This window comes from Serratia rhizosphaerae (genome assembly GCF_009817885.1).
GTDB lineage: Bacteria > Pseudomonadota > Gammaproteobacteria > Enterobacterales > Enterobacteriaceae > Serratia_B > Serratia_B rhizosphaerae.
This window is the reverse complement of the sequence record NZ_CP041764.1, coordinates 1,965,975-1,991,033: the sequence shown is the minus strand read 5'-3', so window position 1 is coordinate 1,991,033 and position 25,059 is coordinate 1,965,975. Positions and strand designations below refer to the sequence as shown.

The 25,059-nt window shown below is 61.8% G+C and carries 16 protein-coding genes and 1 tRNA gene; 14 read left to right on the top strand and 3 right to left on the bottom strand.

Features of this window, described 5'->3' with window-relative positions; all coding sequences use genetic code 11:
• The 7 genes from eptB (at nucleotide 1) to dppF (ending at nucleotide 8,374) form a co-directional block, all read left to right on the top strand.
• A complete protein-coding gene (eptB, locus tag FO014_RS09335; protein WP_105229300.1) occupies nucleotides 1–1,740 on the top strand; it encodes a kdo(2)-lipid A phosphoethanolamine 7''-transferase in 1,740 nt (579 codons plus the stop codon).
• 123 nt (nucleotides 1,741–1,863) lie between these two features.
• Nucleotides 1,864–1,940, top strand: a tRNA-Pro gene (locus tag FO014_RS09330).
• Nucleotides 1,941–2,678: 738 nt separating this feature from the next.
• Entirely contained in the window at nucleotides 2,679–4,286 is a 1,608-nt protein-coding gene (dppA, locus tag FO014_RS09325) for a dipeptide ABC transporter periplasmic-binding protein DppA (RefSeq protein ID WP_160029195.1), read from the top strand.
• Nucleotides 4,287–4,462: 176 nt separating this feature from the next.
• Entirely contained in the window at nucleotides 4,463–5,482 is a 1,020-nt protein-coding gene (gene dppB, locus FO014_RS09320) for a dipeptide ABC transporter permease DppB (RefSeq protein ID WP_105229302.1), read from the top strand.
• Nucleotides 5,483–5,493: 11 nt separating this feature from the next.
• Nucleotides 5,494–6,396, top strand: coding sequence for a dipeptide ABC transporter permease DppC (dppC, locus tag FO014_RS09315; RefSeq protein WP_111736199.1), 903 nt, complete (start codon nucleotides 5,494–5,496; stop codon nucleotides 6,394–6,396).
• Nucleotides 6,397–6,410: 14 nt separating this feature from the next.
• Nucleotides 6,411–7,391, top strand: a complete 981-nt coding sequence (gene dppD, locus FO014_RS09310) for a dipeptide ABC transporter ATP-binding protein (protein ID WP_105229304.1) — start codon at nucleotides 6,411–6,413, stop codon at nucleotides 7,389–7,391.
• Entirely contained in the window at nucleotides 7,388–8,374 is a 987-nt protein-coding gene (dppF, locus tag FO014_RS09305; protein WP_105229305.1) for a dipeptide ABC transporter ATP-binding subunit DppF, read from the top strand. The genes dppD and dppF overlap by 4 nt, the downstream gene beginning before the upstream one ends.
• Before the next feature lie 306 nt (nucleotides 8,375–8,680).
• On the opposite strand, the gene bcsG is transcribed toward dppF, so the two are convergent.
• Genes bcsG through bcsE form a run of 3 tightly spaced genes read right to left on the bottom strand, consistent with a single transcriptional unit; the run spans nucleotide 8,681 to nucleotide 12,095 of the window.
• Entirely contained in the window at nucleotides 8,681–10,342 is a 1,662-nt protein-coding gene (gene bcsG, locus FO014_RS09300) for a cellulose biosynthesis protein BcsG (RefSeq protein WP_160029193.1), read from the bottom strand.
• The gene (gene bcsF / locus FO014_RS09295) at nucleotides 10,339–10,542 is read right to left on the bottom strand and encodes a cellulose biosynthesis protein BcsF (RefSeq protein ID WP_160029191.1); all 204 of its coding nucleotides are present in this window, start codon (nucleotides 10,540–10,542) and stop codon (nucleotides 10,339–10,341) included. Before bcsF ends, bcsG begins: the two co-directional genes overlap by 4 nt.
• Nucleotides 10,539–12,095, bottom strand: a complete 1,557-nt coding sequence (bcsE, locus tag FO014_RS09290; RefSeq protein WP_160029189.1) for a cellulose biosynthesis protein BcsE — start codon at nucleotides 12,093–12,095, stop codon at nucleotides 10,539–10,541. Before bcsE ends, bcsF begins: the two co-directional genes overlap by 4 nt.
• 202 nt (nucleotides 12,096–12,297) lie before the next feature.
• Between bcsE and bcsR the strand changes: the two genes are divergently transcribed.
• The 7 genes from bcsR (at nucleotide 12,298) to hmsP (ending at nucleotide 25,039) form a co-directional block, all read left to right on the top strand.
• Complete coding sequence (gene bcsR, locus FO014_RS09285; RefSeq protein WP_105229309.1) at nucleotides 12,298–12,489, top strand: cellulose biosynthesis protein BcsR; 192 nt, start codon at nucleotides 12,298–12,300, stop codon at nucleotides 12,487–12,489.
• 3 nt (nucleotides 12,490–12,492) lie between these two features.
• Nucleotides 12,493–13,218 (top strand): cellulose biosynthesis protein BcsQ, encoded by a 726-nt coding sequence (gene bcsQ, locus FO014_RS09280; RefSeq protein WP_160029187.1) that lies wholly within the window; start codon nucleotides 12,493–12,495, stop codon nucleotides 13,216–13,218.
• The gene (gene bcsA / locus FO014_RS09275) at nucleotides 13,215–15,818 is read left to right on the top strand and encodes a UDP-forming cellulose synthase catalytic subunit (RefSeq protein ID WP_160029185.1); all 2,604 of its coding nucleotides are present in this window, start codon (nucleotides 13,215–13,217) and stop codon (nucleotides 15,816–15,818) included. The genes bcsQ and bcsA overlap by 4 nt, the downstream gene beginning before the upstream one ends.
• Nucleotides 15,819–15,875: 57 nt before the next feature.
• A complete protein-coding gene (bcsB, locus tag FO014_RS09270) occupies nucleotides 15,876–18,173 on the top strand; it encodes a cellulose biosynthesis cyclic di-GMP-binding regulatory protein BcsB (protein ID WP_160029183.1) in 2,298 nt (765 codons plus the stop codon).
• A gap of 4 nt (nucleotides 18,174–18,177) precedes the next feature.
• Nucleotides 18,178–19,287, top strand: a complete 1,110-nt coding sequence (gene bcsZ / locus FO014_RS09265; protein WP_160029181.1) for a cellulose synthase complex periplasmic endoglucanase BcsZ — start codon at nucleotides 18,178–18,180, stop codon at nucleotides 19,285–19,287.
• Nucleotides 19,269–22,739, top strand: a complete 3,471-nt coding sequence (gene bcsC, locus FO014_RS09260) for a cellulose synthase complex outer membrane protein BcsC (RefSeq protein WP_160029179.1) — start codon at nucleotides 19,269–19,271, stop codon at nucleotides 22,737–22,739. The genes bcsZ and bcsC overlap by 19 nt, the downstream gene beginning before the upstream one ends.
• Before the next feature lie 290 nt (nucleotides 22,740–23,029).
• Nucleotides 23,030–25,039: a biofilm formation regulator HmsP gene (gene hmsP / locus FO014_RS09255; protein ID WP_160029177.1), complete on the top strand. Its 2,010-nt coding sequence runs from the start codon at nucleotides 23,030–23,032 to the stop codon at nucleotides 25,037–25,039.
• Nucleotides 25,040–25,059 lie beyond the last annotated feature (20 nt).

The following is a 25,059-nucleotide window of genomic DNA, read 5'->3' as shown; positions in this document are numbered from 1 at the left end:
ATGAACAAAGTTAAATCGCTATCACAGCAGAATTTATCGTTATTGTTAGCGATCTATATCGGCATCTTTTTAAACCTTTCCGTTTTTTATCGTCGTTTTGATTCATTTGCGCACGGCATTCAGGGGATTAAGGTTGTTTCCGCAATAACGGAAGTTGTTGCTATCGTTCTGTTCACCTTCTTTATCATGCGTCTGATATCGCTGGGCGGCCGGTTGTTTTACCGCATCGTCGCCTCGCTGCTGGTATTGATCTCGGTGGCGGCCAGCTATTACATGACCTTCTTCAACGTGGTGATCGGCTACGGCATTATCGTGTCGGTGATGACCACGGATATCGATCTGTCGAGAGAAGTGGTCGGCATGCACTTTGTGGTGTGGATGCTGGTGGTCAGTGCGCTGCCGCTGCTGCTGATCTGGCGCAACGACCTGCGTGATACGCTGATTGAACAGCTGAAAACGCCGGGCCGGCGGCTGAAGCCGCTGCTGGTGCTGCTGGCGGTGGTTGCGCTGGTGTGGCTGCCGCTGCGCACGCTGGATAAAGAGCAGACCGCGCAGGAGAAAATCACCAATATCGACCTGCCGAGCTATGGCGGCGTGGTGGCGCACTCTTACCTGCCGTCCAACTGGCTGTCGGCGCTGGGGCTGTTTGCCTATACCCGCTACGATGAAAGCCAGGACGCCGCCAATATGTTCGACCCGGCGCAGCACTTTACCTACGTGGCGCCGGACGGCCTCGATGATACCTATGTGGTGTTTATCATCGGCGAAACCACCCGCTGGGACCATATGGGCATGCTGGGCTATGAGCGTGACACCACGCCGAAGCTGTCGAAAGAGAAAAACCTGGTGGCGTTCCGCGGCGAGTCCTGCGATACCTCGACCAAGCTGTCGCTGCGCTGCATGTTTGTGCGCGAAGGCGGCACCTCGGACAACCCGCAGCGTACGCTGAAAGAGCAGAATATTTTTGCGGTGCTGAAAGAGCTGGGCTTTACCTCCGAGCTGTTTGCCATGCAGAGCGAGGTGTGGTTCTACAACAACACCGACGTGAATAATTACTCCTTCCGCGAGATGATTGCCTCTGAGAAGCGCAATGACGGTAAATCGGTCGACGATATGCTGCTGGTGGATGAGATGAAAGAGTCGCTGGCGCGCTATCCGAAGGGCAAGCACCTGGTGGTGCTGCATACCAAAGGCTCGCACTACCTGTACTCGCAGCGCTACCCGCGCAGCTATGCGCGCTATCAGCCGGAGTGCATGGGGGTGGATGATTTCTGTTCCAAAGATCAGCTGATCAACGCCTATGACAACACCGTGCTGTATACCGACAGCTTTATCGATAAGGTGATCGACCAGGTGCGCGATAAGAAAGCCATCGTGTTCTATGCTGCCGATCATGGTGAATCGATCGGCGAGAACTCACACCTGCACGGTACGCCGCGTGAGATGGCGCCGCCGGAGCAGTTCCGCGTGCCGATGATCGTCTGGGCCTCGGACAAATATCTGGCGGACGACCACAACCGCAGCGCGTTTGAGCGTCTGCAGGCGCAGCAGCGGGTGGGCAAATCCCACCGTCACGTTGAGCTGTTTGACACCATTCTCGGCTGCCTGGGCTATACCTCGCCGGACGGCGGTATCGTCGCCAAGAATAACTGGTGCAACAACCCTAATGCGGCACCGGTATCGGCCAAGGCGACGCCTGCTCCTTCGGCGCCGGCCGCCGGCGCGGTCGCCAAGCCGTAATCTGACTAACCAGGCGCCGTCGCTGATTTTTTGGCTGATCCGGCGCTTTTATCGCCGTTTGCAACGGCGGGGCGAAAAAGTGATTGACGCCCCTGTGCGCCAGCAGTAAGATGCGCCCCGCATCGGCGAGTAGCGCAGCTTGGTAGCGCAACTGGTTTGGGACCAGTGGGTCGGAGGTTCGAATCCTCTCTCGCCGACCACCATTCGAAAAACCTGCTTTTTAAAGCAGGTTTTTTTTCGTCTGTCGATCGGCCATACCGTAGCCGTGAGGATGGAGAGACGCCGCCACAGACCCGCTCAACTTTTTTCCCTGCGCGCAGATAGTTGCCGAGCGGCGCGAAAAAAGCGCTCATCGGACTCACTCTTTCGGGGTATTCGTCAGCATTTCGTTCTGTTTTTGCAGCCAATCGTAAAAATAACCGTTCAGATTTTCAGCATTTAACAACAAACTTTTTTAGTTTTTTCCCGGAGTTTAACGCTGGTTAGATTTTGTTACTCAGGGAATCACACTGATAAATTGTCGTATAGCATAAATTTCATGCTGTATATGTTAACAAATGGTTTTTTTTATGTTTGTTTGCTGTTTCTCACAGTCTGCGTAAAACCCCACTGGTTATATTGACGCCACCCTCAACAGTTGGCAATTTGATAGCCTTAGGGGTTAGAGCGAGAGCTGTTTGAGTGGCGACCACCCGCTTAAACGCCTATTTCCGGATGCGTTCCATCCGGCTCATTTCTGACCCTGGCCGCCGCACAGACCGCGCAATAAAAAAATACAGGTCTGGCGGACATTAACCCCCACGATTTCATGCTGCAGGAAAGCGGCACCCCAGAACGGCGCACTGCCTTGGCAGTGGGCCAGGTAAGGGCCGCCGTCGCACCGGCCAGCGGAAACGTGACGGGTATACACACATCACATCACAAATGGAGCACTAACGATGACGAGTTCCTTGACCAAATCGGGGATGCTGAAATTCGGTATAGGACTGGTGGCGCTGACCGTCGCCGCCAGCGTACAGGCGAAAACGCTGGTTTACTGTTCTGAAGGTTCGCCGGAAGGCTTTAACCCGCAGCTGTTCACCTCCGGCACCACCTATGACGCCAGCTCGGTGCCAATCTATAACCGTCTGGTGGAGTTCAAACTCGGCACCACCGAAATCGAGCCGAGCCTGGCCGAAAAATGGGACGTCAGTGAAGACGGCAAAACCTACACCTTCCACCTGCGTAAAGGCGTGAAGTGGCAAAGCAGCAAAATCTTTAAGCCGACGCGCGATTTCAACGCCGACGACGTGGTCTACTCCTTCGAACGCCAGCAGGATGCCAAACACCCGTACCACAAGGTCTCCGGCGGCAGCTATGAGTACTTCCAGGGCATGGGCATGCAGGATTTGATCGCCAAGGTGGAGAAGGTGGACGATCACACCGTGCGCTTTGTGCTGACCCGTCCGGAAGCGCCGTTCCTGGCCGATTTGGGCATGGATTTCGCCTCGATTCTGTCGGCGGAATATGCGGACAACATGATGAAAGCCGGCACGCCGGAAAAAGTGGACCTCAACCCGGTCGGCACCGGTCCGTTCCAGCTGCTGCAGTACCAGAAAGACTCGCGCATCCTGTATAAAGCGTTCGACGGCTACTGGGGCACCAAGCCGAAGATCGACCGTCTGGTGTTCTCCATCACGCCGGACGCCTCCGTGCGTTACGCCAAGCTGCAGAAAAACGAATGTCAGGTGATGCCGTACCCGAACCCGGCCGACCTGGCGCGTATGAAGCAGGACAAAACGATCAACCTGATGGAACAGCCGGGGCTGAACGTCGGCTATGTGTCGTTTAACGTCGAGAAAAAGCCGCTGGATAATGTGAAGGTGCGTCAGGCGCTGACCATGGCGGTCAACAAGCAGGCCATTATCGATGCGGTCTATCAGGGTGCCGGTCAGGCGGCGAAAAACCTGATCCCGCCGACCATGTGGGGCTACAACGACGCGGTGAAGGATTACGCCTACGACCCTGAAAAAGCGAAGGCGCTGCTGAAAGAGGCCGGCATGGCGGAAGGCTTCACCATCGACCTGTGGGCGATGCCGGTACAGCGTCCGTACAACCCGAACGCCCGCCGTATGGCGGAGATGATTCAGTCCGACTGGGCGAAGATCGGCGTCAAGGCCAAAATCGTTTCCTATGAGTGGGGTGAATACCTCAAGCGCGCCAAAGACGGCGAGCACCAGACGGTGATGATGGGCTGGACCGGCGACAACGGGGATCCGGATAACTTCTTCGCCACGCTGTTCAGCTGCGCGGCGGCGAAGGACGGTTCCAACTATTCACGCTGGTGCGACAAGTCGTTCGAAGCGCTGATTCAGCCGGCGCGTGCCGCCTCTGACCATAACAAGCGCATCGAACTCTACAAGCAGGCGCAGGTGGTGATGCACGACCAGGCGCCGGCGCTGATCATCGCCCACTCCACCGTTTACGAGCCTGTGCGTAAAGAAGTCAAAGGCTACGTGGTGGATCCGCTGGGTAAACATCACTTCGAGAACGTATCCCTGGATTAATGCTTAACCGGGCCGGGTTTACCCGGCCCTGACAAGCCGGGGATGGCGCATCAGCCGCAGGCACAACGCGTTGCGCCTGCGGCTGCCCGTCCCCGCCAGGATCTTTTCAGAAGATGTGAGCTTAATAAGCCCGGCGGACGATGAGCTGTCGGGCGCCTATACAGAGAGTTCGGGATATGTTGCAGTTCATACTCCGACGTTTGGGGTTAGTTATCCCAACGTTTATCGGCATTACTTTGCTGACTTTTGTCTTTGTGCACATGATCCCCGGCGATCCGGTGACGATCATGGCCGGGGAGCGCGGGATCTCCGCAGAGCGCCATGCGCAGATCATGGCGGAAATGGGGCTGGACAAGCCGCTGTATCAGCAATATTTCACTTACGTATCCAATGTGCTGCAGGGCGACTTGGGTACGTCCCTCAAGAGCCGTATTTCCGTCTGGGACGAGTTCGTGCCGCGCTTTAAGGCGACGCTGGAGCTGGGCATCTGCGCGATGATATTCGCCGTGCTGGTGGGCATTCCGGTCGGCGTGCTGGCGGCGGTGAGGCGGGGATCGATTTTTGACCATACCGCGGTGGGCATCTCGCTGACCGGCTATTCGATGCCGATTTTCTGGTGGGGAATGATGCTGATCATGCTGGTATCGGTGCAGCTGAACCTGACGCCGGTCTCCGGCAGGATCAGCGATACGGTGTTCCTTGACGATACTCTGCCGCTGACCGGCTTTATGCTGATCGACACCTTATTCTGGGGCGAGCCCGGCGATTTTGTCGATGCGGTGATGCATATGATTTTGCCGGCGGTAGTGCTGGGCACCATTCCGCTGGCGGTGATCGTGCGTATGACCCGTTCGTCGATGCTGGAAGTGCTGGGGGAGGACTATATCCGCACCGCGCGCGCCAAGGGCGTCAGCCGCATGCGGGTGATTGTGGTGCATGCGCTGCGCAACGCGCTGCTGCCGGTGGTGACGGTGATTGGTCTGCAGGTCGGCACGCTGCTGGCGGGCGCCATTCTGACCGAAACCATCTTCTCCTGGCCGGGCCTTGGCCGCTGGCTGATTGAAGCGCTGCAGCGGCGCGACTACCCGGTGGTGCAGGGTGGGGTGCTGCTGGTCGCCTGTATGATCATCCTGGTTAACCTGCTGGTAGACGTGCTCTACGGCGTGGTTAACCCACGTATTCGTCACAAGAAATAAGGGGCGCCGTAATGACTCAAGTAACTGAGCCGGTAGCCACCGGCGCGCCGAAGCCCATGACGCCGCTGCAGGAGTTTTGGCACTACTTCAAGCGCAATAAAGGGGCCGTGGTCGGCCTGGTCTATATCATCATTATGCTGGTTATCGCGCTGGGCGCCGGTTTCCTGGCGCCGCATGCGCCGGCGGAACAGTTCCGCGACGCGCTGCTCAAACCGCCGGTCTGGCAGGAGGGCGGCAGCTGGCAGTTTATTCTCGGCACCGACGACGTGGGCCGCGACGTGCTGTCGCGGCTGATGTTCGGCGCACGCCTGTCGCTGCTGGTCGGCTGTCTGGTGGTGGCGCTGTCGTTGATTATGGGCGTGGTGTTCGGCCTGCTGGCCGGCTACTGCGGCGGCGTGGTGGACGCCGTCATCATGCGCGTCGTCGATATTATGCTGGCGCTGCCGAGCCTGCTGCTGGCGCTGGTGCTGGTGGCGGTATTCGGGCCGTCGATCGTCAATGCGTCACTGGCGCTGACCTTCGTCGCCCTGCCGCACTACGTGCGCCTCACCCGCGCGGCGGTGCTGGTGGAGGTCAACCGCGACTACGTCACCGCCTCACGGGTGGCAGGCGCCGGGGCGCTGCGCCAGATGTTCGTCAATATTCTGCCTAACTGTCTGGCGCCGCTGATCGTGCAGGCGTCGCTCGGTTTTTCCAATGCCATTCTCGATATGGCCGCGCTGGGTTTCCTCGGTATGGGCGCACAGCCGCCGACGCCGGAATGGGGCACGATGCTCTCCGACGTACTGCAGTTCGCGCAAAGCGCCTGGTGGGTAGTGACCTTCCCGGGGCTGGCGATTCTGCTGACGGTGCTGGCGTTTAACCTGATGGGGGACGGTTTGCGCGATGCTCTCGACCCCAAACTCAAGCAGTAACTGAGGAATGGATCATGGCGTTATTAAATGTAGATAAGCTTTCGGTGCACTTTGGTGACGAAGGCGCGCCGTTCCGCGCGGTTGATCGCATCAGCTACAGCGTGGAGCAGGGGCAGGTAGTGGGCATTGTCGGCGAATCCGGCTCCGGCAAGTCCGTCAGTTCGCTGGCGATTATGGGGCTGATTGATTATCCCGGCCGGGTGATGGCCGATAACCTGGCGTTCAACGGCCAGGATTTGCAGAAACTGTCAGAGAAAGAGCGCCGCCAGCTGGTGGGCGCCGAAGTGGCGATGATTTTCCAGGATCCGATGACCAGTCTGAACCCGTGCTACACCGTCGGTTTTCAGATTATGGAAGCGCTGAAGGTGCACCAGGGCGGCAGCCGCCGCACCCGGCGTCAGCGCGCGGTCGATCTGCTGACGCAGGTGGGGATTCCCGACCCGGCGTCGCGGCTGGACGTCTACCCGCATCAGCTGTCCGGCGGTATGAGCCAGCGCGTGATGATCGCCATGGCGATCGCCTGCCGGCCCAAGCTGCTGATTGCCGATGAGCCGACCACCGCGCTGGATGTCACCATCCAGGCGCAGATCATCGAGCTGCTGCTGGAGCTGCAGCAGCGTGAAAACATGGCGCTGGTGCTGATTACCCACGACCTGGCGCTGGTGTCGGAAGCGGCGCAGCACATTATCGTGATGTACGCCGGTCAGGTGGTGGAGTCCGGCAAGGCGTCGGAAATCTTCCGCGCGCCGCGCCATCCGTATACCCAGGCGCTGTTGCGCGCGCTGCCGGAGTTTGCCGCCGACAAGGCGCGCCTGGCGTCGCTGCCGGGCGTGGTGCCGGGCAAGTATGACCGCCCGGGCGGCTGTCTGCTCAACCCGCGCTGCCCGTACGCCACCGAGCGCTGTCGCAATGAGGAGCCGGAACTGCGCAGCATTCCCGGCCGTCAGGTTAAATGTCACACACCGCTGGATGATGCGGGGAGGCCGACCGTATGAGCCAGAATCAACCTTTACTGCAGGCCACCGGGCTGAAGAAGTATTATCCGGTGAAGAAAGGCCTGTTTGCGCCGGAGCGGCTGGTGAAAGCGCTGGACGGCGTCTCTTTCACCCTGGAGCGCGGCAAGACGCTGGCGGTGGTGGGGGAATCCGGCTGCGGCAAGTCCACGCTGGGCCGCCTGCTGACCATGATTGAGACGCCGACCGACGGCGAGCTGTACTATCAGGGGCAGGATCTGCTGAAGCCGGACGTCACGGCGGAAAAGCTGCGCCGACAGAAGATCCAGATTGTGTTCCAGAATCCCTATGGATCGCTCAACCCGCGCAAGAAGGTCGGGCAGATCCTTGAGGAGCCGCTGCTGATCAACACCTCGCTCAGCGCCGCCGAGCGGCGGGAGAAGGCGCTGGCGATGATGGCCAAAGTCGGGCTGAAAACCGAGCATTACGACCGCTATCCGCATATGTTCTCCGGCGGCCAGCGGCAGCGTATCGCCATCGCCCGCGGTCTGATGCTGAATCCGGACGTGGTGATCGCCGATGAGCCGGTCTCCGCGCTTGACGTGTCGGTGCGGGCGCAGGTACTTAACCTGATGATGGACCTGCAGCAGGAGCTGGGGCTGTCCTACGTGTTTATTTCGCACGACCTGTCGGTGGTGGAGCATATCGCCGACGAGGTGATGGTGATGTATCTGGGGCGCTGCGTGGAGAAGGGCAGTAAGGACGCCATATTCAACAATCCGCGCCATCCGTACACTCAGGCGCTGCTGTCGGCGACGCCGCGCCTGAACCCGGATATGCGTCGGGAGCGCATCAAGCTGAGCGGCGAGCTGCCCAGCCCGATGAACCCGCCGCCGGGCTGCGCATTTAACGCCCGCTGCCGCCGGGCGTTCGGCGCCTGTACGCAGCGCCAGCCGCAGCTGCGCCAGTATGGCGAGCAGATGGTGGCGTGTTTTGCCGTCGATCAGGATGAGGAGCGCGGATAACCCGCTGGGGGAGCAGGGGCCGTAGCGGCGGCCCCTGTTATTCAGCCAGGCAGAAATAAAGTCGCCGGCGACGAGCGGATAAGGAATATGGCCATTTTCCCTTATGTCGGAAAGGTTAAATAGCGTCGCCTTTTTATGTCATAAAATAGCGAAAGTATGCAGAATGACTAGCAGGGTAATTATTTCTTATCGCGGTTAAAAACAAGAATCGCATTTGTATTCAGAATGTTCCTAGTCAAAATGTTGACATGATTAAAATAAAACGGGCGCATATTTTATGCGCCCGTTTGCTATCCGCCATCCTTGTTATTGCGGGTAGGGCACCCAGTCGCCGCCGTTAAGGCGAATATAGGTTTTACCCTGATATTGCATCACCACCGCATTATCATTTTCAGAGATTGGCGCGGTCTGCGGCAGGCCCTGAGTCAGCGTCTGCCAGTCTACCTGGTCGGCGCTAAAGGCTTTGCCGTCAACCAGGCGCGCCACCAGTTCGGAAATCGCCAGATAGCTGCTCGGCGTTTTCACCTGCAGCGGGCTGCCCGGGTGTGCCGCTGTCATGCCGACCAGCTTAACGCCGACCGGAATGTGGGTGATGCTCGGGCTGGGAATATCGCGCAGGCCGGACATCTGCATTTTGTCGCCGACCAGCGCCGCGCCGTGTTCCGGCACGATGACCACCATCACTTTACGGCCGGACTTCTCCAACTGGTCAAGGAAGGTGTTCAACTGATCGAACAGCTGCTGCGCCCGTGGCGCATAGTCGGCGGTCTTTTTCGAACCGACGGCGCGGTTGCCGTCGTGCAGCGGAATCAGGTTGAAGAAGGTCGCGGTGCGCGCTTCGCCGCCGTTTTTCTGCTGCTCCAGCCAGCGGTTCAGCAGCTGCAGGTCGTTGTAAATCGGTTCGCCGTCAAACGAGGCCAGCTCATTGCCGATGCCGGCCTGCGACATCAGCGGCGCCTGCATATCACCTTCCTCGCGCAGTTCTTTCAGGTAATTGCCGAACACGCCGGAATGGTCCATCATCAACTGCTCTTTGAAACCAAGTTTCGCCAGGTTATCAAACAGATAGCACTGATTATTCACCGGCTGGTACAGGTCGCGGTGCGACGTCTGGCCGCAGCTGGCGCGCAGCAGACGAATCGACGCCGGGCCGCTGTAGGCGGTCGCCGAGTTGAAGTTGTCGAACATAATGTCCATTTTCGCCCACAGCGGGTGGTTCTGCAGCCCGGAGGCCTCAATGTCCGACCAGGCCAGCGAGCAGATATTGATCACCAGCAGGTCGAACGGCTGGGCATCGGCCGGCAGCGATGCCGGGAAGGCGGTGGCGCGCTTTTTCTCCTGCTGATAGAACCGATCGAGGTAGGCCGTCAGATTGGCGCTGGTCGGCGGCCCGCTGGCGGCGGGCAACTGGCCGTTGGCGGTATCGTCAGCGGACGCCGGCGTAGCGGCTGGCCCCGGCGTCGCCGCGGTGCTGGGGGCGGACGGCAGCAGGGAAAACGCCGGGCCGCCGATGGCCAGCAGGTTGAGCCAGACCAGCGCTGCGACGGTAAACACCGTCACGCGGATCCACTGCGACAGGAACAGGTAGCCGATCAGCGCCACAAAGGCCGCGCCGACCATTTGCCAGTTGATAAAGCGCGTTACCAGTTCCAGCAGGTAGTCGGCGCTGAAGCCGGTGAGCTGCGAGCCCTGGCTGAGAATGCTGCTGATACCCGGTAGCCAGGTGTCGTGATAGAACAGCGCGATACCTATCGGAATCGCCAGCCAGTGGCGCCAGCGGTGCAGCCGCAGCGCGGGGATCGGCATCAGCAGGAAGGCCATAAACACCAGGTTGGCCAGCGGGTGGAAGTTCAGATAGCCGAACCACAGCAGGCCGAATTTAATCAGAAAATAGTAGTTCCAGCCGCCGAGACCGCGCCAGTAGCGCCACAGCGCGTGCGTGGTGTGCGTCGTGTTTTTATCGTTCATTGCGGTTTCTTACGCTTAATCTGAGAGGTGGAACCATCGCGCGACCACAATCCGGCCGACTGCAGATAACGCGGTGAAAGAAAACGGTTTTTTATATTGCGCCAGCCGTGGGGGAAGCGGCGGTGCAGTCCATAGCCCAGCGGGAGAAAGATAATCGCGCACAGCAGCACCAGCTGTACGATGTCGTCCAGATTGATCATGCCTGTTTCTCCTGAGCGGCGGGCAGGGTGATGGCCACCGGCTGGCGGCGCGCGGGCGGCGCGGCGTCCGCGTTTTTCTCCGCCGTTTTGGCAGCGATCGGCGTTTCCTGCCGGGCGGCGGGGGTAGCGACGCCCTGCGCCATACGCTTGATTTCCGAGTTGATATCGACGTCCTGATACCATACTACGCGGTTGCTGAACGCCTCCTCCACCGGCAGGCGCAGGATGTGCCGCAGCGCGGTGTCCAGATCGTTGATGCGGCAGGTGGAGAGAAACAGCAGCAGCCGTCCCTGCGCCACGGTCATCACGTCGCCGAAGCGGCGCAGCTGGCACAGCGTCATCGCCTGTTCGGCGCGCAGCCCCGGCGCCGGACGCAGCGCCACCATCACGCCTTTGCCGTCTTCCGGCAGCAGGGTATTGCCCATCAGCGAGCGCACCGCCGTCGTAAACGCCTCAGGGCGCAGATAGCCTTTCAGCTGCAGCGGGCGCAGGCCGGACAGCAGCACGTCGATATCTGCCGGCACGTGGCGTGAGAAGCGCTGCCCCTGGATGCCCTCCAGCATGGTGAGAAAGCGCGACAGCGGCGCGACGTGCGGCACAATCAGGTTGGCGCCGCAGGCCAGCAGCAGGCGTTCATCGCTGTAGCGCAGGCTGGCGCGCATTTCGCGCACCACGATTTTCAGACCGTTGCCGCGCTGCCGGCGCAGGCTGTGGATCTGCTGCGCCAGCGTATCGATTTCCTCGCTGTGGTACAGGGCGAACACCAGCGTGGCAGACAGCATCAGCATGCCCTGCTGCGCCAGCTGGGCGTTGTTTTCCAGCAGTTGCCAGTTGGCGGACAGCGGCGGTGCGCCTTCCAGCACGCGCTGTTCCGCCAGATAGAGGTGGTCGTCGTTGCGCGCGGCGCTGGGGACGGGTTTCTGGTCGTCTTCCCCCTGCCAGCCTTGCTGCGCGGCGTACAGCGTCAGCAGCTGGTTGGCGTTGACGCCGTTTGCCGTGCCCCACCAGTTCACCAGATACTGTGCGCTGTCCTGTTGCCACTGCAGGCTGGCCAGCCCGTCCAGTACGCGGTGCTGCGCCGCCAGTTGGCCGCGCAGTTTATTGACGCCGTTGCCGTGGCTGAGCACCACCAGGGTGCACTGCCGGCGGCGCAGCCAATGGACCAGCTCGCGCAGCCAGGCGTGGATTTCGTCGCGGGTGAAGGTTTGCCACAGGCTGGCGTGGGCCAACAGAATCAGCAGGCGGTTGCGTGGCTTCAGGGCGCGGGTCAGATCGTCGCTGAGGCTGAGCAGCGCGGCCTTTTTTTCCGGCAGGGTGTACAGCGGCAGTTTGCGCAGCGCCGGCGCCGCCAGTTCGCTCAGCAGCGCGTCGGGTTTGTCGCCGCTGCAGATCAAGGCGCCGCGGCTGTCGGCGGATAGCGCGGCGATGATTTGACGGCAAAGCAGGTTGGCGTCGGGTTGGCGGTCGCAGTTAATCCAATAAAATCCAGGGGACTGCATGACAGAAAGTTCTTCCCAAATCTGTCGTATTCCTAATGAGAAAGAGTGCGCCATAGGTTTTTCTACTTTCGTTGAAAGCGTCGCGGGTCAATAACTGGCAACTGGATTAAATTAATAAACGATTGTAACATTGTCATCAATAATAACAAATTCGCCACCTGAGTAATAATATCCGTTAGGATTTGTCTTATTGGATATTTCTTTCCATATCATTGCTATAGTTATGTAATATTAGCCTATTTTCAGAGACCGCAGGATGGATAATCAATTAATACGCTCCGATGCGGATTTATCGTCAGAAACGCCGGATGACCTGCAGGCGCTGCGTCACGCTTTCTCCTTACCCCCATTACGTTATATCGATATTTTGCAGCAGGAACGTTTAATGCAAATGATGACGCGTTGGCCGCTGCTGGATGAATTGTCCAAAGAATCAGGGAGTCACTAATTTATGCCGGTAATTGCGCTGCAGGGGATGCGGGGCGGAATAGGAACGACGTCGGTCACGGCGGCGTTGGCCTGGGCATTTCAGCAACTGGGTGAATCGGTGCTGGCGATCGACTGTTCGGCGGATAATTTACTGCGCCTGCATTTCAACACGCCGTTCGCGCTGGCGCGCGGCTGGGCGCGCGCGGAGCTGGACGGCGGCGACTGGCGGCAAGGGGCGATGCGCTACAGCGAAAACCTCGACTTTCTGCCGTTTGGCCGGCTGAGCGATGCGGAACGCCGCAATCTGCAGCAAAGCCCTACGCCGTGGCGAGAAAAGATCCGTCAGCTGCAGGACGCCGGGCGCTATCGCTGGATCCTGCTGGACGTCCCGGCGGGTGACGATGCGCCGGCACGGCAGGCGCTCGACGCCGCCGACCGGGCGTTTGTGCTGCTGACGCCGGACGCCAACTGCCATGCGCGCCTGCATCAGCAGCCGTTGCCGGAGCACGGCCATTTTCTGGTCAACGCTTACAACCCGCACAGTCAGCTGCAGCAGGATCTGCATCAGCTGTGGCTGCAGAGCCTGCATAACCTGCTGCCGGTGACGGTGCATCGCGACGAGGCGCTGGCGGAGGCGCCGGCGATGAAACAGCCGCTGGGGGAATACCGCCCGGAGAGCCTGGCGGCGGATGAGATTCTGACGCTGGCCAACTGGTGCCTGCTGCATCTGCAGGACAGCGCCGCATGAGCCGGGTGATGAATCTGCTGCTGATGCCGCCGGTCTATCAGGCGGTGCAGACGCGCTATCGCGGCTACCGGCGCAACGGTTCGTCAGCGCTGACTGCCCTGCTGACCACGCTGCTGATTGCCTGCGGCTGGGCGCTGCTGCGCTTTGAATCACCGTCCTGGCAGCGCATTCGCGCCGGCCGGACCTACTGGTTCCCGCATCTTTCCTCTACCCGGCCGCGTCCGGCCGACGCGCTGCGCTATCTGCTGCAGGCGCTGTGGCTGCTGCTGTTTCGCAGCGGGCGCGGGTCGCGCACGCGTTTTACCTTCAGCGGCTGGCGCACGCTGCGCCTGCGCTACCTCAACTGGATGCAGCGTTTGCCGCACCGGCTGGCGGACGCCGGCGTCGAGCAGCAGACCACGGCGCGCCTGGGGCGGATGAACCGCCATCTGCGCCGTATCCTGTTTATCTTTGCCGGCGTGCTGGCGGCGATCCTGGCGCTGCTGTGCATCTCCCAGCCGTTCGATCTGTCCGCGCAGTTTGTGTTTGTGCTGCTGCTGTGGGGCATTGCGCTGGTGGTGCGGCGGGTGCCGGGGCGTCTGCCGGCGCTGATGCTGATCGTGCTGTCGCTGACCGTCTCCTGCCGCTATCTGTGGTGGCGCTATACCGCCACGCTGAACTGGGATGACCCGCTCAGCCTGATCTGCGGCCTGTTGCTGCTGGTGGCGGAAACCTACGCCTGGGTGGTGCTGGTGCTGGGCTATTTCCAGACGGTGTGGCCGCTGAACCGTCAGCCGGTTGAGATGCCGCCGGACAGCCGCCAGTGGCCGACGGTCGATCTGATGGTACCGACCTATAACGAAGATCTCAGCGTGGTGAAACCGACCATCTATGCCGCGCTGGGCATCGACTGGCCGCGCGACAAGCTGAATATCTTTATTCTGGACGACGGCAACCGCCCGGAGTTTCGCGCTTTCGCCGAAGAGGTGGGGGTGAAGTATATTGCGCGCGCCACGCACGAGCACGCCAAGGCCGGTAATATCAACCACGCGCTGCAGCACGCCAGCGGCGAATTCGTGGCGATCTTCGACTGTGACCACGTGCCGACGCGCTCTTTCCTGCAGCTGACCATGGGCTGGTTCTTTAAAGACCGCAAACTGGCGATGCTGCAGACGCCGCACCACTTCTTCTCGCCGGATCCGTTTGAGCGCAACCTGGGCCGCTTCCGCCAGACGCCGAACGAAGGCACGCTGTTCTACGGGCTGGTGCAGGACGGCAACGATATGTGGGACGCCACCTTCTTCTGCGGCTCCTGCGCTATTTTACGGCGTTCGGCGCTGGATGAAATTGGCGGCATCGCGGTGGAAACCGTCACGGAAGACGCGCATACCTCGCTGCGCCTGCACCGTCTGGGCTACACCTCGGCCTATATCCGCATTCCGCAGGCGGCCGGACTGGCGACCGAGAGCCTGTCGGCGCATATCGGTCAGCGCATACGCTGGGCGCGCGGCATGGTGCAAATCTTCCGCCTGGACAACCCGCTGTTCGGCAAGGGGCTGAAGCTGGCGCAGCGACTGTGCTACGCCAACGCCATGCTGCACTTCTTGTCGGGCATCCCGCGGCTGATCTTCCTGACCGCGCCGCTGGCGTTTCTGCTGCTGCACGCCTATATCATCTTCGCACCGGCGTTGGCCATCGCGCTGTACGTGCTGCCGCATATGATCCACTCCAGCCTGACCAACTCGCGCATTCAGGGCAAATACCGCCACTCGTTCTGGAGCGAAATCTACGAAACGGTGCTGGCGTGGTATATCGCCCGGCCGACCACCGTGGCGCTGCTCAACCCGCACAAGGGTAAATTTAACGTCACCGCCAAGGGCGGCCTGGTGGAAGAGGAACACGTCGACTGGGTGATTACCCGGCCATATATGGTGCTGGTGCTGCTGAATCTGGCCGGCCTGTGCTTCGGCGTCTGGCGCATGATGTACGGCCCGGCGGATGAAATCATGACGGTGATCGTCAGCCTGGTGTGGGTGCTGTACAACATGACCATTCTCGGCGGGGCGGTGGCGGTGGCGGTGGAAGCCAAACAGGTGCGTCAGTCGCACCGGGTGGAAATCGCCATGCCGGCCGCGCTGTCGTGCGCAGACGGCCACCTGTATCCCTGCACGCTGCGCGATTACTCCGACGGCGGCGTCGGGGTGGAAATGCGCCTGCCGGATCGGCTGCAAGAGGGCGACAAGGTCGGGCTGCTGCTCAAACGCGGCCGGCAGGAATACAGCTTCCCCTGCGTGGTGACGCGCGCCTTCGGCGCCAAGATCGGGCTGCGCATGGTGGCACTGACCACCCGCCAGCACATTGATTTTATTCAGTGCACGTTTGCCCGCGCCGATACCTGGGCGCTGTGGCAGGACGGCTTCCCTGAAGACAAGCCGATTGACAGCCTGCGGGACGTGCTGGCGCTGGGCTTCCGCGGCTATCTGCGGATGGCGGACTATGCGCCGCCGCTGGTGCGCGGCGTGCTGGTCGGCGCGATGTCGCTGCTGAGCTGGCTGCTGTCGTTTATCCCGCACGGCGTCGGGCGCAGCGCGACGTTCAGCCAGAAAGAAACCGTGGTGTAGGCCGTGTAACAACAGCCGGCGGGCTTCCGCGCCGGCGCTAACTTTGATGATGATACGATGACGAGAAAAATTACCTGGTTAACCGCGCTGGCCTTAGGCATCAGTACGTTGTCGCAGGCCGCACCCGCCACCGCGCCGGAGGTGACGCCGCCGGCGAACGCCGATGCGCCGCTTGTCGCGCCGCTCAACCCGGCCGTGCCGCAGGATCCGAACGCGCCGGTGCGCGACGTACAGCTGCCGTTTGCGCAGATTGCGCCGCCGCCGGGCACTTTTACCCTGCGCGGCACTCATCCTGACGGGCAGATTGAGTTCGGCGTGCGCAGCGACGAGGTGGTGTCGCAGGCGATGCTGGACCTGGAGTTTACCCCGTCGCCGGCGCTGATCCCGGTAGAATCGCACGTCAAAGTGTACCTTAACGACGAACTGATGGGCGTCACCACCCTGACCAAAGAGCAGCTGGGTAAGCCTAATCGTGTCCAGATGGCGATCGATCCGCGCTATATCACCGATTTTAACCGCGTGAAGCTGGTGTTTGTCGGCCACTATCAGAACATCTGTGAAAACCCGGCCAGCAGCGCGCTGTGGCTCGACGTCGGCAAGGGCAGCTCGCTGAAGCTGCGCTACCAGACGCTGCCGCTGAAAAATGAGCTGTCGCACTTCCCGGAGCCGTTCTTCGACAGCCGCGACAACCGTCCGCTGACGCTGCCGATGGTGTTTGCCGGCCAGCCGGATATCACCCAGCAGCGCGCCGCCGGTATTTTGGCTTCCTGGTTCGGCAGCAAGGCGCAGTGGCGCGGGCAGTCCTTCCCGACGCTGTTTAATCAGCTGCCTGAACGCCACGCGGTGGTGTTCGCCACCAACGATCGGCGGCCGGATTTCCTGCGCGATTACCCGGCGGTGAAAGGCCCGACGGTGGAGATGATCAGCCATCCGGATAATCCTTACGTCAAGCTGCTGCTGATTCAGGGCCGCGATGACAACGATCTGGTAACGGCGGTGAAGGGCATCGCCCAAGGCAATATTCTGTTCCGCGGCCAGAATGTGCTGGTGGACAAGGTGGAGCAGCTGCAGCCGCGGCAGCCGTACGACGCGCCGAACTGGGTGCGCACCGATCGGCCGATGACCTTTACCGAACTGCAGCAGTATGCCGAGCAGCTGCAAACCAGCGGCATTCAGCCCGGCCCGATTTCGCTGACCATGAATCTGCCGCCGGATCTGTATCTGATCCGCAGCACCGGCATCGATATGCGCCTGAAATATCGCTATACCCCGCCGCGTATTCAGGACGGTTCGCGGCTGAACGTCAGCCTGAACAACCAGTTTATGCAGGCGTATTCACTGCTGCCGGAGCATGAGCAAGGTTCGCAGTTGCTGCGTCTGCCGCTGACGCAGGGACTGATCGACTCGGATAAGGACGTCAATATCCCGGCGCTGCGGCTGGGGGCGATCAACCAGCTGCGCTTCGATTTCGATTACACCACGCTGCTGGCCAGCGGTGCGGAAGGGCGCTGTGAAGCTTACTCCTTTACGCAAAACCACGCGGTGATCGACGGCAGTTCGACCATCGACTTCTCCGGCTACCGCCACTTTATGGCGATGCCGGATCTGCGCGCCTTCGCCAACGCCGCGTTCCCGTTCAGCCGCCTGGCGGATCTGTCGCAGACGCTGGTGCTGGTGAATAAACAGCAGCAGCCGGCGCAGGTCAGCGCGATGCTGAACGCGCTGGGTAATATCGGCGCGCAAACCGGCTACCCGGCGCTGGCGGTCAAACTGAGCGACGACTGGGGGCAGGCCAAAGACGCGGACAGCGATCTGCTGCTGATCGGCGCTATCCCGCCGGAGTTGCGTGACGATAAGAAAGTCAGCCTGCTGGTGGATGCGACGCAGAGCTGGGTGAAACAGCCGCGTCGCCAGCCGACGCTGCCGATGGCGGACGTGCAGGCGGAAGATGCGCAGGCCGACAGCAAAACCAGCGTACGTTCGGAAGGGGCGTTGTCGGCGATTATCGGCGTGCAGTCGCCGTTCGATAAACAGCGCAGCATGGTGGCGCTGCTGGCCGACAGCCCGCGCGGCTATGAACTGCTGAACAACGCGCTGCTGGACAGCGGCAAGCGCGCCGCGATGTTCGGTTCGGTGGCGGTGATCCGCGAATCCGGCGTCAACAGCCTGCGCGTGGGCGATATTTATTACGTCGGCCACCTGCCGTGGTGGGAGCGCGTCTGGCATGCGTTGTCGACCCATCCGGTGCTGCTGGCGGTGCTGGCGGTGATTGTGGTGGTGATCCTGGCGCTGATGTTGTGGCGCGCTCTGAAAGCCTACAGCCGCCGTCGTCTGGCGCCGGAAGATCGGGATTAACGCCATGGGCGTACTGCTGAAATACTCCCTGAGCCTGCTGCTGCTGTGCGCGTTCGGCGCGACGGCAGGCTGCGACTGGCCGGCCTGGCAGCGTTATAAGCAGGACTACATCAGCGAGGGCGGCCGGGTGATCGACCCGAGTTCGCCCAACCGCATCACCACCTCGGAAGGGCAGAGCTACGGCCTGTTCTTCGCGTTGGTGGCCGGCGATCGCCCGACTTTTGACCGCCTGCTGGGCTGGACCGAAGACAATCTGGCGCAGGGCGATCTCAGCGCCCGCCTGCCGGCCTGGCTGTGGGGCGAAAATGAGCAGAAAACGTGGACGGTGCTGGATGACAACTCGGCATCCGATTCCGATCTGTGGATTGCCTACAGTCTGCTGGAGGCCGGCCGCCTGTGGGACAGCCGCCGCTATCAGACGCTGGGCACTCTGCTGCTGCAGCGCATCGCGCGCGAAGAGGTGGCTGATATTCCCGGGTTGGGGCCGATGCTGCTGCCCGGTAAAGTCGGTTTTGTGAAGGACGACGGCTGGCGGCTCAACCCGAGCTACCTGCCGCCGCAGCTGCTGGCGCGTTTTGCCGCGCTGCGCGGGCCGTGGCAGGCGATGCGCGAGTCCAATCAGCGCCTGTGGCTGGAGACTGCGCCGCACGGCTTCTCGCCGGACTGGGTGGTATGGCGCAAAGCGCAGGGCTGGCACCCCGATGAGGCCAAGCCAAACGTCGGCAGTTATGACGCCATCCGCGTTTACCTGTGGGCGGGCATGCTGGCGAACGACGATCCGCTCAAGGCCGCGCTGGTGCGGCGCTTTCAGCCGATGGCGCAGCTGACCGCACAGCAGGGCGTGCCGCCGGAAAAAACCGATACCGCCAGCGGCAAAACCCATGGCAGCGGCCCGGTGGGCTTTTCCGCCGCCCTGCTGCCGCTGCTGGCAGAGCAGCCTGAGGCGTTGGCGGCGCAGAGGCAGAAAATAATCGACCACCCGCCGGGCAACGACGCCTACTTCAGCGCATCGCTGACGCTGTTTGGCCAGGGCTGGGATGAACAACGTTACCGTTTTAACCGTCAGGGTGAACTGCACCCTGCCTGGGATCGTCAATGCGCAACTTCAGAATAAATTGGCTGGGGCTGTTTCCCCTGAGTCTGGCCCTGATGCCGCCGGTGCTGGGGGCAGATGCCGTATCGCCCGAGCAGTGGCTGCTGGAGCAGGTGCGGGTTGGCGAAGCCAGCCATAAAGACGAGCTGGTGCGCCAGTCTCTGCACCGGTTGGAGCTGATGGATCCGGATAATCCCGAGGTGATTTCGGCGCGGATGCGTCTGGCGCTGCGTCAGGGCAACCACGAGCTGGCGCGGCAGCAGCTGGAGAAATTAAAGGGCGTTGCGCCGCAGTCGGGGGCCTACCGGCAGGCACAGATGAATATGCTGTTGACCCAGCCGGAAACGCGGCAGCAGCTGCAGCAGGCGCGGCTGATGGCGACGGCGGGACGGCTGCCGGAAGCGAAGGCCGCCTACGACGCGCTGTTCAAGGGCGAGCCGCCGACGCTCGATCTGGCGATCGAATATTGGCGGCTGGTGGCCCGGCTGCCGGGGCAGGAAGCGGCGGCGGCGAGCAAACTGCAGGCGTTGGATAAACAGTATCCCGGCAGCGTACCGCTGCGCATGGCGCTGGCGCGTATGCTGTTCAGTCAGAATAAGGACGCGCAGGCCTACGCGCTGCTGCAACAGGTGGCGGCGGATAGCGCCGGTCGGGGTGAAGCCGCCGATCTGTGGCTGGATAAGGTGAAGGCGATGCCGGTCAGCAACGACAGTGTGGCGGCGCTTAACCGTTTCCTCGGCGTGTTCAGCAGTGGCGATCAGGCCGCCGGAGCCCGGCAGGAGCTGGCGCGGCAGCAGACGCTGCTGGCGGATCCGGCCTATCAGGCGCGGGCGCGCGGACTGGCGCAGGTCGGCAAGGGCGGCGGCCGCGCCGCGATCCCGGAACTGAAAAAAGCGCTGGCCGCCTCCCCGGACGATCCGGAAGTGCTGGGGGCGCTGGGGCTGGCCTATGCGCGCGCCGGCAACCGCGCGCAGGCCATCGCGCTGTTTCGTCAGGCGCAACAGGCCGACAAGAACGGCTATGACGGCGGCAAATGGCAGAGCCTGATCAAAACCAACAGTTACTGGCTGGCGGTTGCCGAAGGCGACCGGGCGCTGAAGGCGGGCAATCTGGCGCGAGCGCAGCAGCAGTACCTGCGGGCGCGGCAGGTCGACGCCAGCGACAGCGATGCCTTGATCGGCCTCGCCGACGTGGCGGTGGCGCGTCATGACGACGCCGCGGCGGAACGTTATTACCAGCAGGCGTTGCGTCTTGACCGCAACAGCGGCAGTGCGGTGCGCGGGCTGGCGAATATTTATCAGCGTCAGTCGCCGCAGAAGGCGCTGGCCTATCTCAATAGCCTGCCGCGCGCGCAGCAGAGCCAAATGCGCAGTACGCTCGACGGCCTGCGGCTCGATATGCTGAAGCAGGACGCCGAGGCGCTGGCGCAACGGCAGCAGTGGCACCAGGCGGCGGAGAAATACCGTCAGGCGCAGCGGCAGGATCCGGACGATGTGTGGCTGACCTACCGTTATGCGCAGGCGTTGCGCCAGGCCGGACAGCCGCAGCAGGCCGACGAGCTGTTCCGTTCTCTGGCGCAGCGGCAGCCCGACAGCCCGCAGCAGGCGTATGCCTACGCGCTGTATCTCTCCGGCAGCGATCGCGACCGGCAGGCGCTGGCGCAGCTGGATACGCTGCCCAAGGCGCGTTGGAATGATGATATCCGCCAGCTGGCGCAGCGGCTGCGGCTGCAGGCGACGCTGGACCATGCCGAACAGCTGCGCAGCGGCGGCGATGAGGCGGCGGCGATCGCCTACCTGAAGCGGCAGCCGACGGCCACGCGTATCGATCTGACGCTGGCCGACTGGGCGCTGGCGAACGGCGACTACCAGAGCGCGCTGGCGGATTACCGGCGCGTGCGGGCGCGCGAACCGAACAATCCGGATGCGCGGCTGGGCGAGATTGAAGCCTATGTGGCGCAGGGCGATCTGCCGGCAGCGCGTCAGCGGCTGCAGAGCGCATCATCGGCGCAGGAGACGTCGCTTAACGGCCGGCGCCGCGAGGCTAACGCCTGGCATGCGGTGGGCGAGCGGCAGAAGGCGGGTGAGATCTTCAGCCAGCTGAAGACGGCGGCGGCGCAGGAAGAGAACGGTCAGGGCAAGGCGCTGATTTACCGTGATGCGGCCAGGCTGGAGCGCGAACAGCGGCAACCGGATCTGGCGCGGCAGGATTATCAGCAGGCGATGGTGGCCGGCGGCATCACGGCGGACATCCCGCAGAATAATGACGACTATACTCGTCTGACGCGCAATACGCCGGGCGATGACTGGCTCAAACGCGGCATCCGCGCCGACGCGGCGGATCTGTACCGTCAGCAGGATGTGAATGTGACGCTGGACCACGATTATTGGGGCTCCAGCGGCACCGGCGGGGTGTCGGACTATCGGGCGCATGACACCATGCTGCAGGTGGACCTGCCGCTGTACGACGGGCGCGCCTTCCTGCGCACCGATACCGTCCAGCTGAACGCCGGGCGTTTCTCGACCCGCGACGGCAAATCGTACGAAACCTTCGGCACCTGCCATGATGTGGGCTGCAGCGGCGATGAGCGGCAAAAAACCAACGGCACCAGCGTGGCGGCGGGCTGGAAGAACGACCGCTGGCAGGCGGATATCGGCACGACGCCGATGGGCTTCGAGGTGGTCGACTGGGTCGGCGGCCTGGCCTACAGCGGCGACTGGCGGCATATCGGCTGGACGCTCGGCGCATCAAAGCGGCCGATCTCCAGCTCGCTGCTGGCCTACGGCGGCACCCGCGATCCCAACACCGGTAAAACCTGGGGCGGCGTACGTGCCACCGGCGTCAGCCTGAGCGCCAGCTACGACCGCGGCGAGGCGCACGGCGTCTGGGCCGATCTCAGCGCCCATCAGCTAACCGGTAAAAACGTGGCGGATAACCAGCGTGAACGTCTGATGGCCGGTTATTACTACAAGCTGATCAACGAGGATAACCGGCGGGCGACGATCGGCCTCAACACTATGCTGTGGCACTACCAGAAGGATCTGAGCGGCTATTCGCTGGGGCAGGGCGGTTACTACAGCCCGCAGCGCTATATGTCGCTGGCGCTGCCGGTCAACTATCGCCAGCGCACCGAGAACTGGTCGTTTGAGGTGGGCGGTTCGGTGTCGCTGTCCCACTCGAAAACCGACAGCCAGCGGCGTTATCCGCTGCAGGGGCTGATCCCGGATTCGCTGCCGGATAAACAGGCCGTCGAAAGCGGCAGCTCCTCCACCGGGGTCGGCTATACGCTGCGCGCCATCGTCGAGCGCCGTCTGACGTCGCACTGGACGCTCGGTGCCGGTGTGGATATTCAGCAGGCGAAAGACTACACGCCAAGCCATGCGCTGATTTATCTGCGCTATTCGCAGGAAGGCTGGCAGGGCGATCTGGATCTGCCGCCGCAGCCGTTAACGCCGTACGCCGACTTCAAGTAACGCACCGGCCGGCGCGGGGTTCCCTTCCGGGAATAGCGGCGCGCCGGCCTCTTTTCACCCCCGCACGCCCTTGGAAAGAATCAGACAGATTCAGAGTGTCGCCCACAGGGTAGTTTTGCTACCCTGTGTTCAGGCTAGGAAAAGACTGAAACCCGCGTATTTCTAAGTTCTTCCATAACAATGGCAAGATAAAAACACGCAGCGATCGCGTATACTCGAACCGGTTCAAAAGGGCGTGGCGTGACTCCCATCCCTGATCATTCTTTCAGTCCGATTAACGGAGAGCAGATTTGCGCGTCAGGCGTTCATTAACGATTAAGCAGATGGCGACGGTGTCCGGCGTGGCGCTGGTGACGATCTGTATTTTTATCGTGATTCAGTTGTTCCATTTTGTGCAGCAGCGCAGGGATGACTACGCCCAACAGCTGGAGAATATCGCCCATTCGGTGCGTCAGCCGCTGGCGGACGCGGTGCTGCGCATGGATATGCGGGAAAGCAAACGCGTGCTGAACTCGCTGCTGCCGGTCGGCATTCTAACGCAGGCGGATATCGTCTTGCCGAATGAACTGCAGGCGCTGCACGCCAATTTTCCGCCGGAACGTCCGGTGCCGGCGGCGATTGCGCGGCTGTTCGACCTGCCGGTGCGCATCTCGGTGCCGCTCTATTCGCTGGAGCGCGTGCCGGCCAATCCGCAGCCGCTGGCCTATCTGGTGCTGCAGGCCGACTCCTACCGCATGTACAAATTTATCCTCAGCGCGCTGTCGACCATGCTGTCGACCTATCTGCTGCTGGCGCTGATTCTGTCGATCGCCATCACCTGGTGCATGAACCGGCTGATGGTCTATCCGCTGCGCGCGATGGCGAAAGAGCTGGAAAATATCTCCGAAGAGGATGCGCCGTATCATCAGCTGATGCTGCCGACGCTGCATCAGGACGATGAACTGGGCCTGCTGGTGCGCAACTACAACCGCAATCAGCAGCGGCTGGCGCGGGCGTATGCGGATATGAGCCGCCTCAGTACGCGCAACTCGGTCACCGGGCTGCCGAATCAGGTATTGCTGACCGCCCTGTTGGAGCAACATATCGCCTCGTCCCTGCGTCCCCAGCGTTTTAACCTGTTGGTGATCGGTATTGAAACGCTGCATGAGGCCACCGGCGTGCTGTCGCCGCGGCAGCGGGAAAGCCTGCTGCTGGCGCTGACGGAAACGCTGCGCCAGTGCCTGGATAAGGATTCGCTGCTGGCGCAGCTGAGCAATGCCGAATTCGCCATTTTGGCGAAGGGCATTGAACGGCCGTTTCACGCCATGCAGCTGGCGCAGCGTATTATGCGGCAGATCAACGCGCCGCTGAACGTTGAGGCGCTGTCATTGCGGCCGAGCGCCAGCATCGGCATCGCCCATTACCTCCAGCCGGGGGAGAACGCTGAACAGCTGCTGCGCAGCGCCATGTCGGCGATGATGTCGGCCCACCGCGACGGCAAGAACCGCATTCTGTTCTTTGAGCCGCGGCTGACGGAACGCACGCAAAAGCGCCTGACGCAGGAAAGCGAAATTCTGCACGGTATCGAACATAACCAGTTCGCCCTGTTCCTGCAGCCGCAGATGGCGATGCGCAGCAACGCGCCGATCGGCGCGGAAGCCCTGCTGCGCTGGCAACAGTATGACGGCAGCTTCAGCCTGCCGGCGGATGTCATCCCGCTGGCGGAAGAGCTGGGGGTGATGGTGCCGCTGGGCAACTGGGTGCTGGAAGAGGCCTGCCGCATGCTGGCCGACTGGAGGGCGCGGGGCATCGGCCTGCCGCTGGCGGTAAATATTTCACCGCTGCAGATGCGAGACGCCGGGTTTATCCCCCACCTGAAACAGCTGCTGGCGCAGCACCAGATCGACCCGCGTCAGCTGCAGCTGGAAATCACCGAAACGGTGCGTATTGACGACTTCGATCACCTGCTGGCGAAGCTGCGCGAGCTGCATGAGCTGGGTTTGTCTATCTCACTGGACGATTTCGGCATGGGTTATTCCAATCTGCATTACCTCAACCGCCTCAAGAGCCTACCGGTCGATCAGATCAAGATCGATAAAAGCTTCATCTGCAGCCTGCCGGCGGATGATGCCATGGCGCGCATTATCGGCCAGATTTCGCAGGTGCTGCAGTTGCCGGTGCTGGCGGAAGGGGTGGAGACGGCGGCGCAGCGCGACTGGCTGCTGCAACACGGTATCGAACACGGCCAGGGCTTCCTGTTCTCGGCCCCGCTGCCGCGCGACGAGTTTGAACGCCTATTTATTGCCGGCGGCGATAAATAGGCCGTTATGGCGTCCAGCTG

What these genes read in the sequence shown, in the direction of transcription:
- bcsF (WP_160029191.1), bottom strand. Translation starts at nt 10,542, where the DNA reads ATGATCAATCTGGACGACATCGTACAGCTGGTGCTGCTGTGCGCGATT.
- dppB (WP_105229302.1), top strand. Translation starts at nt 4,463, where the DNA reads ATGTTGCAGTTCATACTCCGACGTTTGGGGTTAGTTATCCCAACGTTT.
- dppF (WP_105229305.1), top strand. Translation starts at nt 7,388, where the DNA reads ATGAGCCAGAATCAACCTTTACTGCAGGCCACCGGGCTGAAGAAGTAT.
- dppC (WP_111736199.1), top strand. Translation starts at nt 5,494, where the DNA reads ATGACTCAAGTAACTGAGCCGGTAGCCACCGGCGCGCCGAAGCCCATG.
- bcsC (WP_160029179.1), top strand. Translation starts at nt 19,269, where the DNA reads ATGCGCAACTTCAGAATAAATTGGCTGGGGCTGTTTCCCCTGAGTCTG.
- bcsB (WP_160029183.1), top strand. Translation starts at nt 15,876, where the DNA reads ATGACGAGAAAAATTACCTGGTTAACCGCGCTGGCCTTAGGCATCAGT.
- dppD (WP_105229304.1), top strand. Translation starts at nt 6,411, where the DNA reads ATGGCGTTATTAAATGTAGATAAGCTTTCGGTGCACTTTGGTGACGAA.
- bcsE (WP_160029189.1), bottom strand. Translation starts at nt 12,095, where the DNA reads ATGGCGCACTCTTTCTCATTAGGAATACGACAGATTTGGGAAGAACTT.
- bcsG (WP_160029193.1), bottom strand. Translation starts at nt 10,342, where the DNA reads ATGAACGATAAAAACACGACGCACACCACGCACGCGCTGTGGCGCTAC.
- bcsZ (WP_160029181.1), top strand. Translation starts at nt 18,178, where the DNA reads ATGGGCGTACTGCTGAAATACTCCCTGAGCCTGCTGCTGCTGTGCGCG.
- bcsA (WP_160029185.1), top strand. Translation starts at nt 13,215, where the DNA reads ATGAGCCGGGTGATGAATCTGCTGCTGATGCCGCCGGTCTATCAGGCG.
- bcsR (WP_105229309.1), top strand. Translation starts at nt 12,298, where the DNA reads ATGGATAATCAATTAATACGCTCCGATGCGGATTTATCGTCAGAAACG.
- dppA (WP_160029195.1), top strand. Translation starts at nt 2,679, where the DNA reads ATGACGAGTTCCTTGACCAAATCGGGGATGCTGAAATTCGGTATAGGA.
- bcsQ (WP_160029187.1), top strand. Translation starts at nt 12,493, where the DNA reads ATGCCGGTAATTGCGCTGCAGGGGATGCGGGGCGGAATAGGAACGACG.
- eptB (WP_105229300.1), top strand. Translation starts at nt 1, where the DNA reads ATGAACAAAGTTAAATCGCTATCACAGCAGAATTTATCGTTATTGTTA.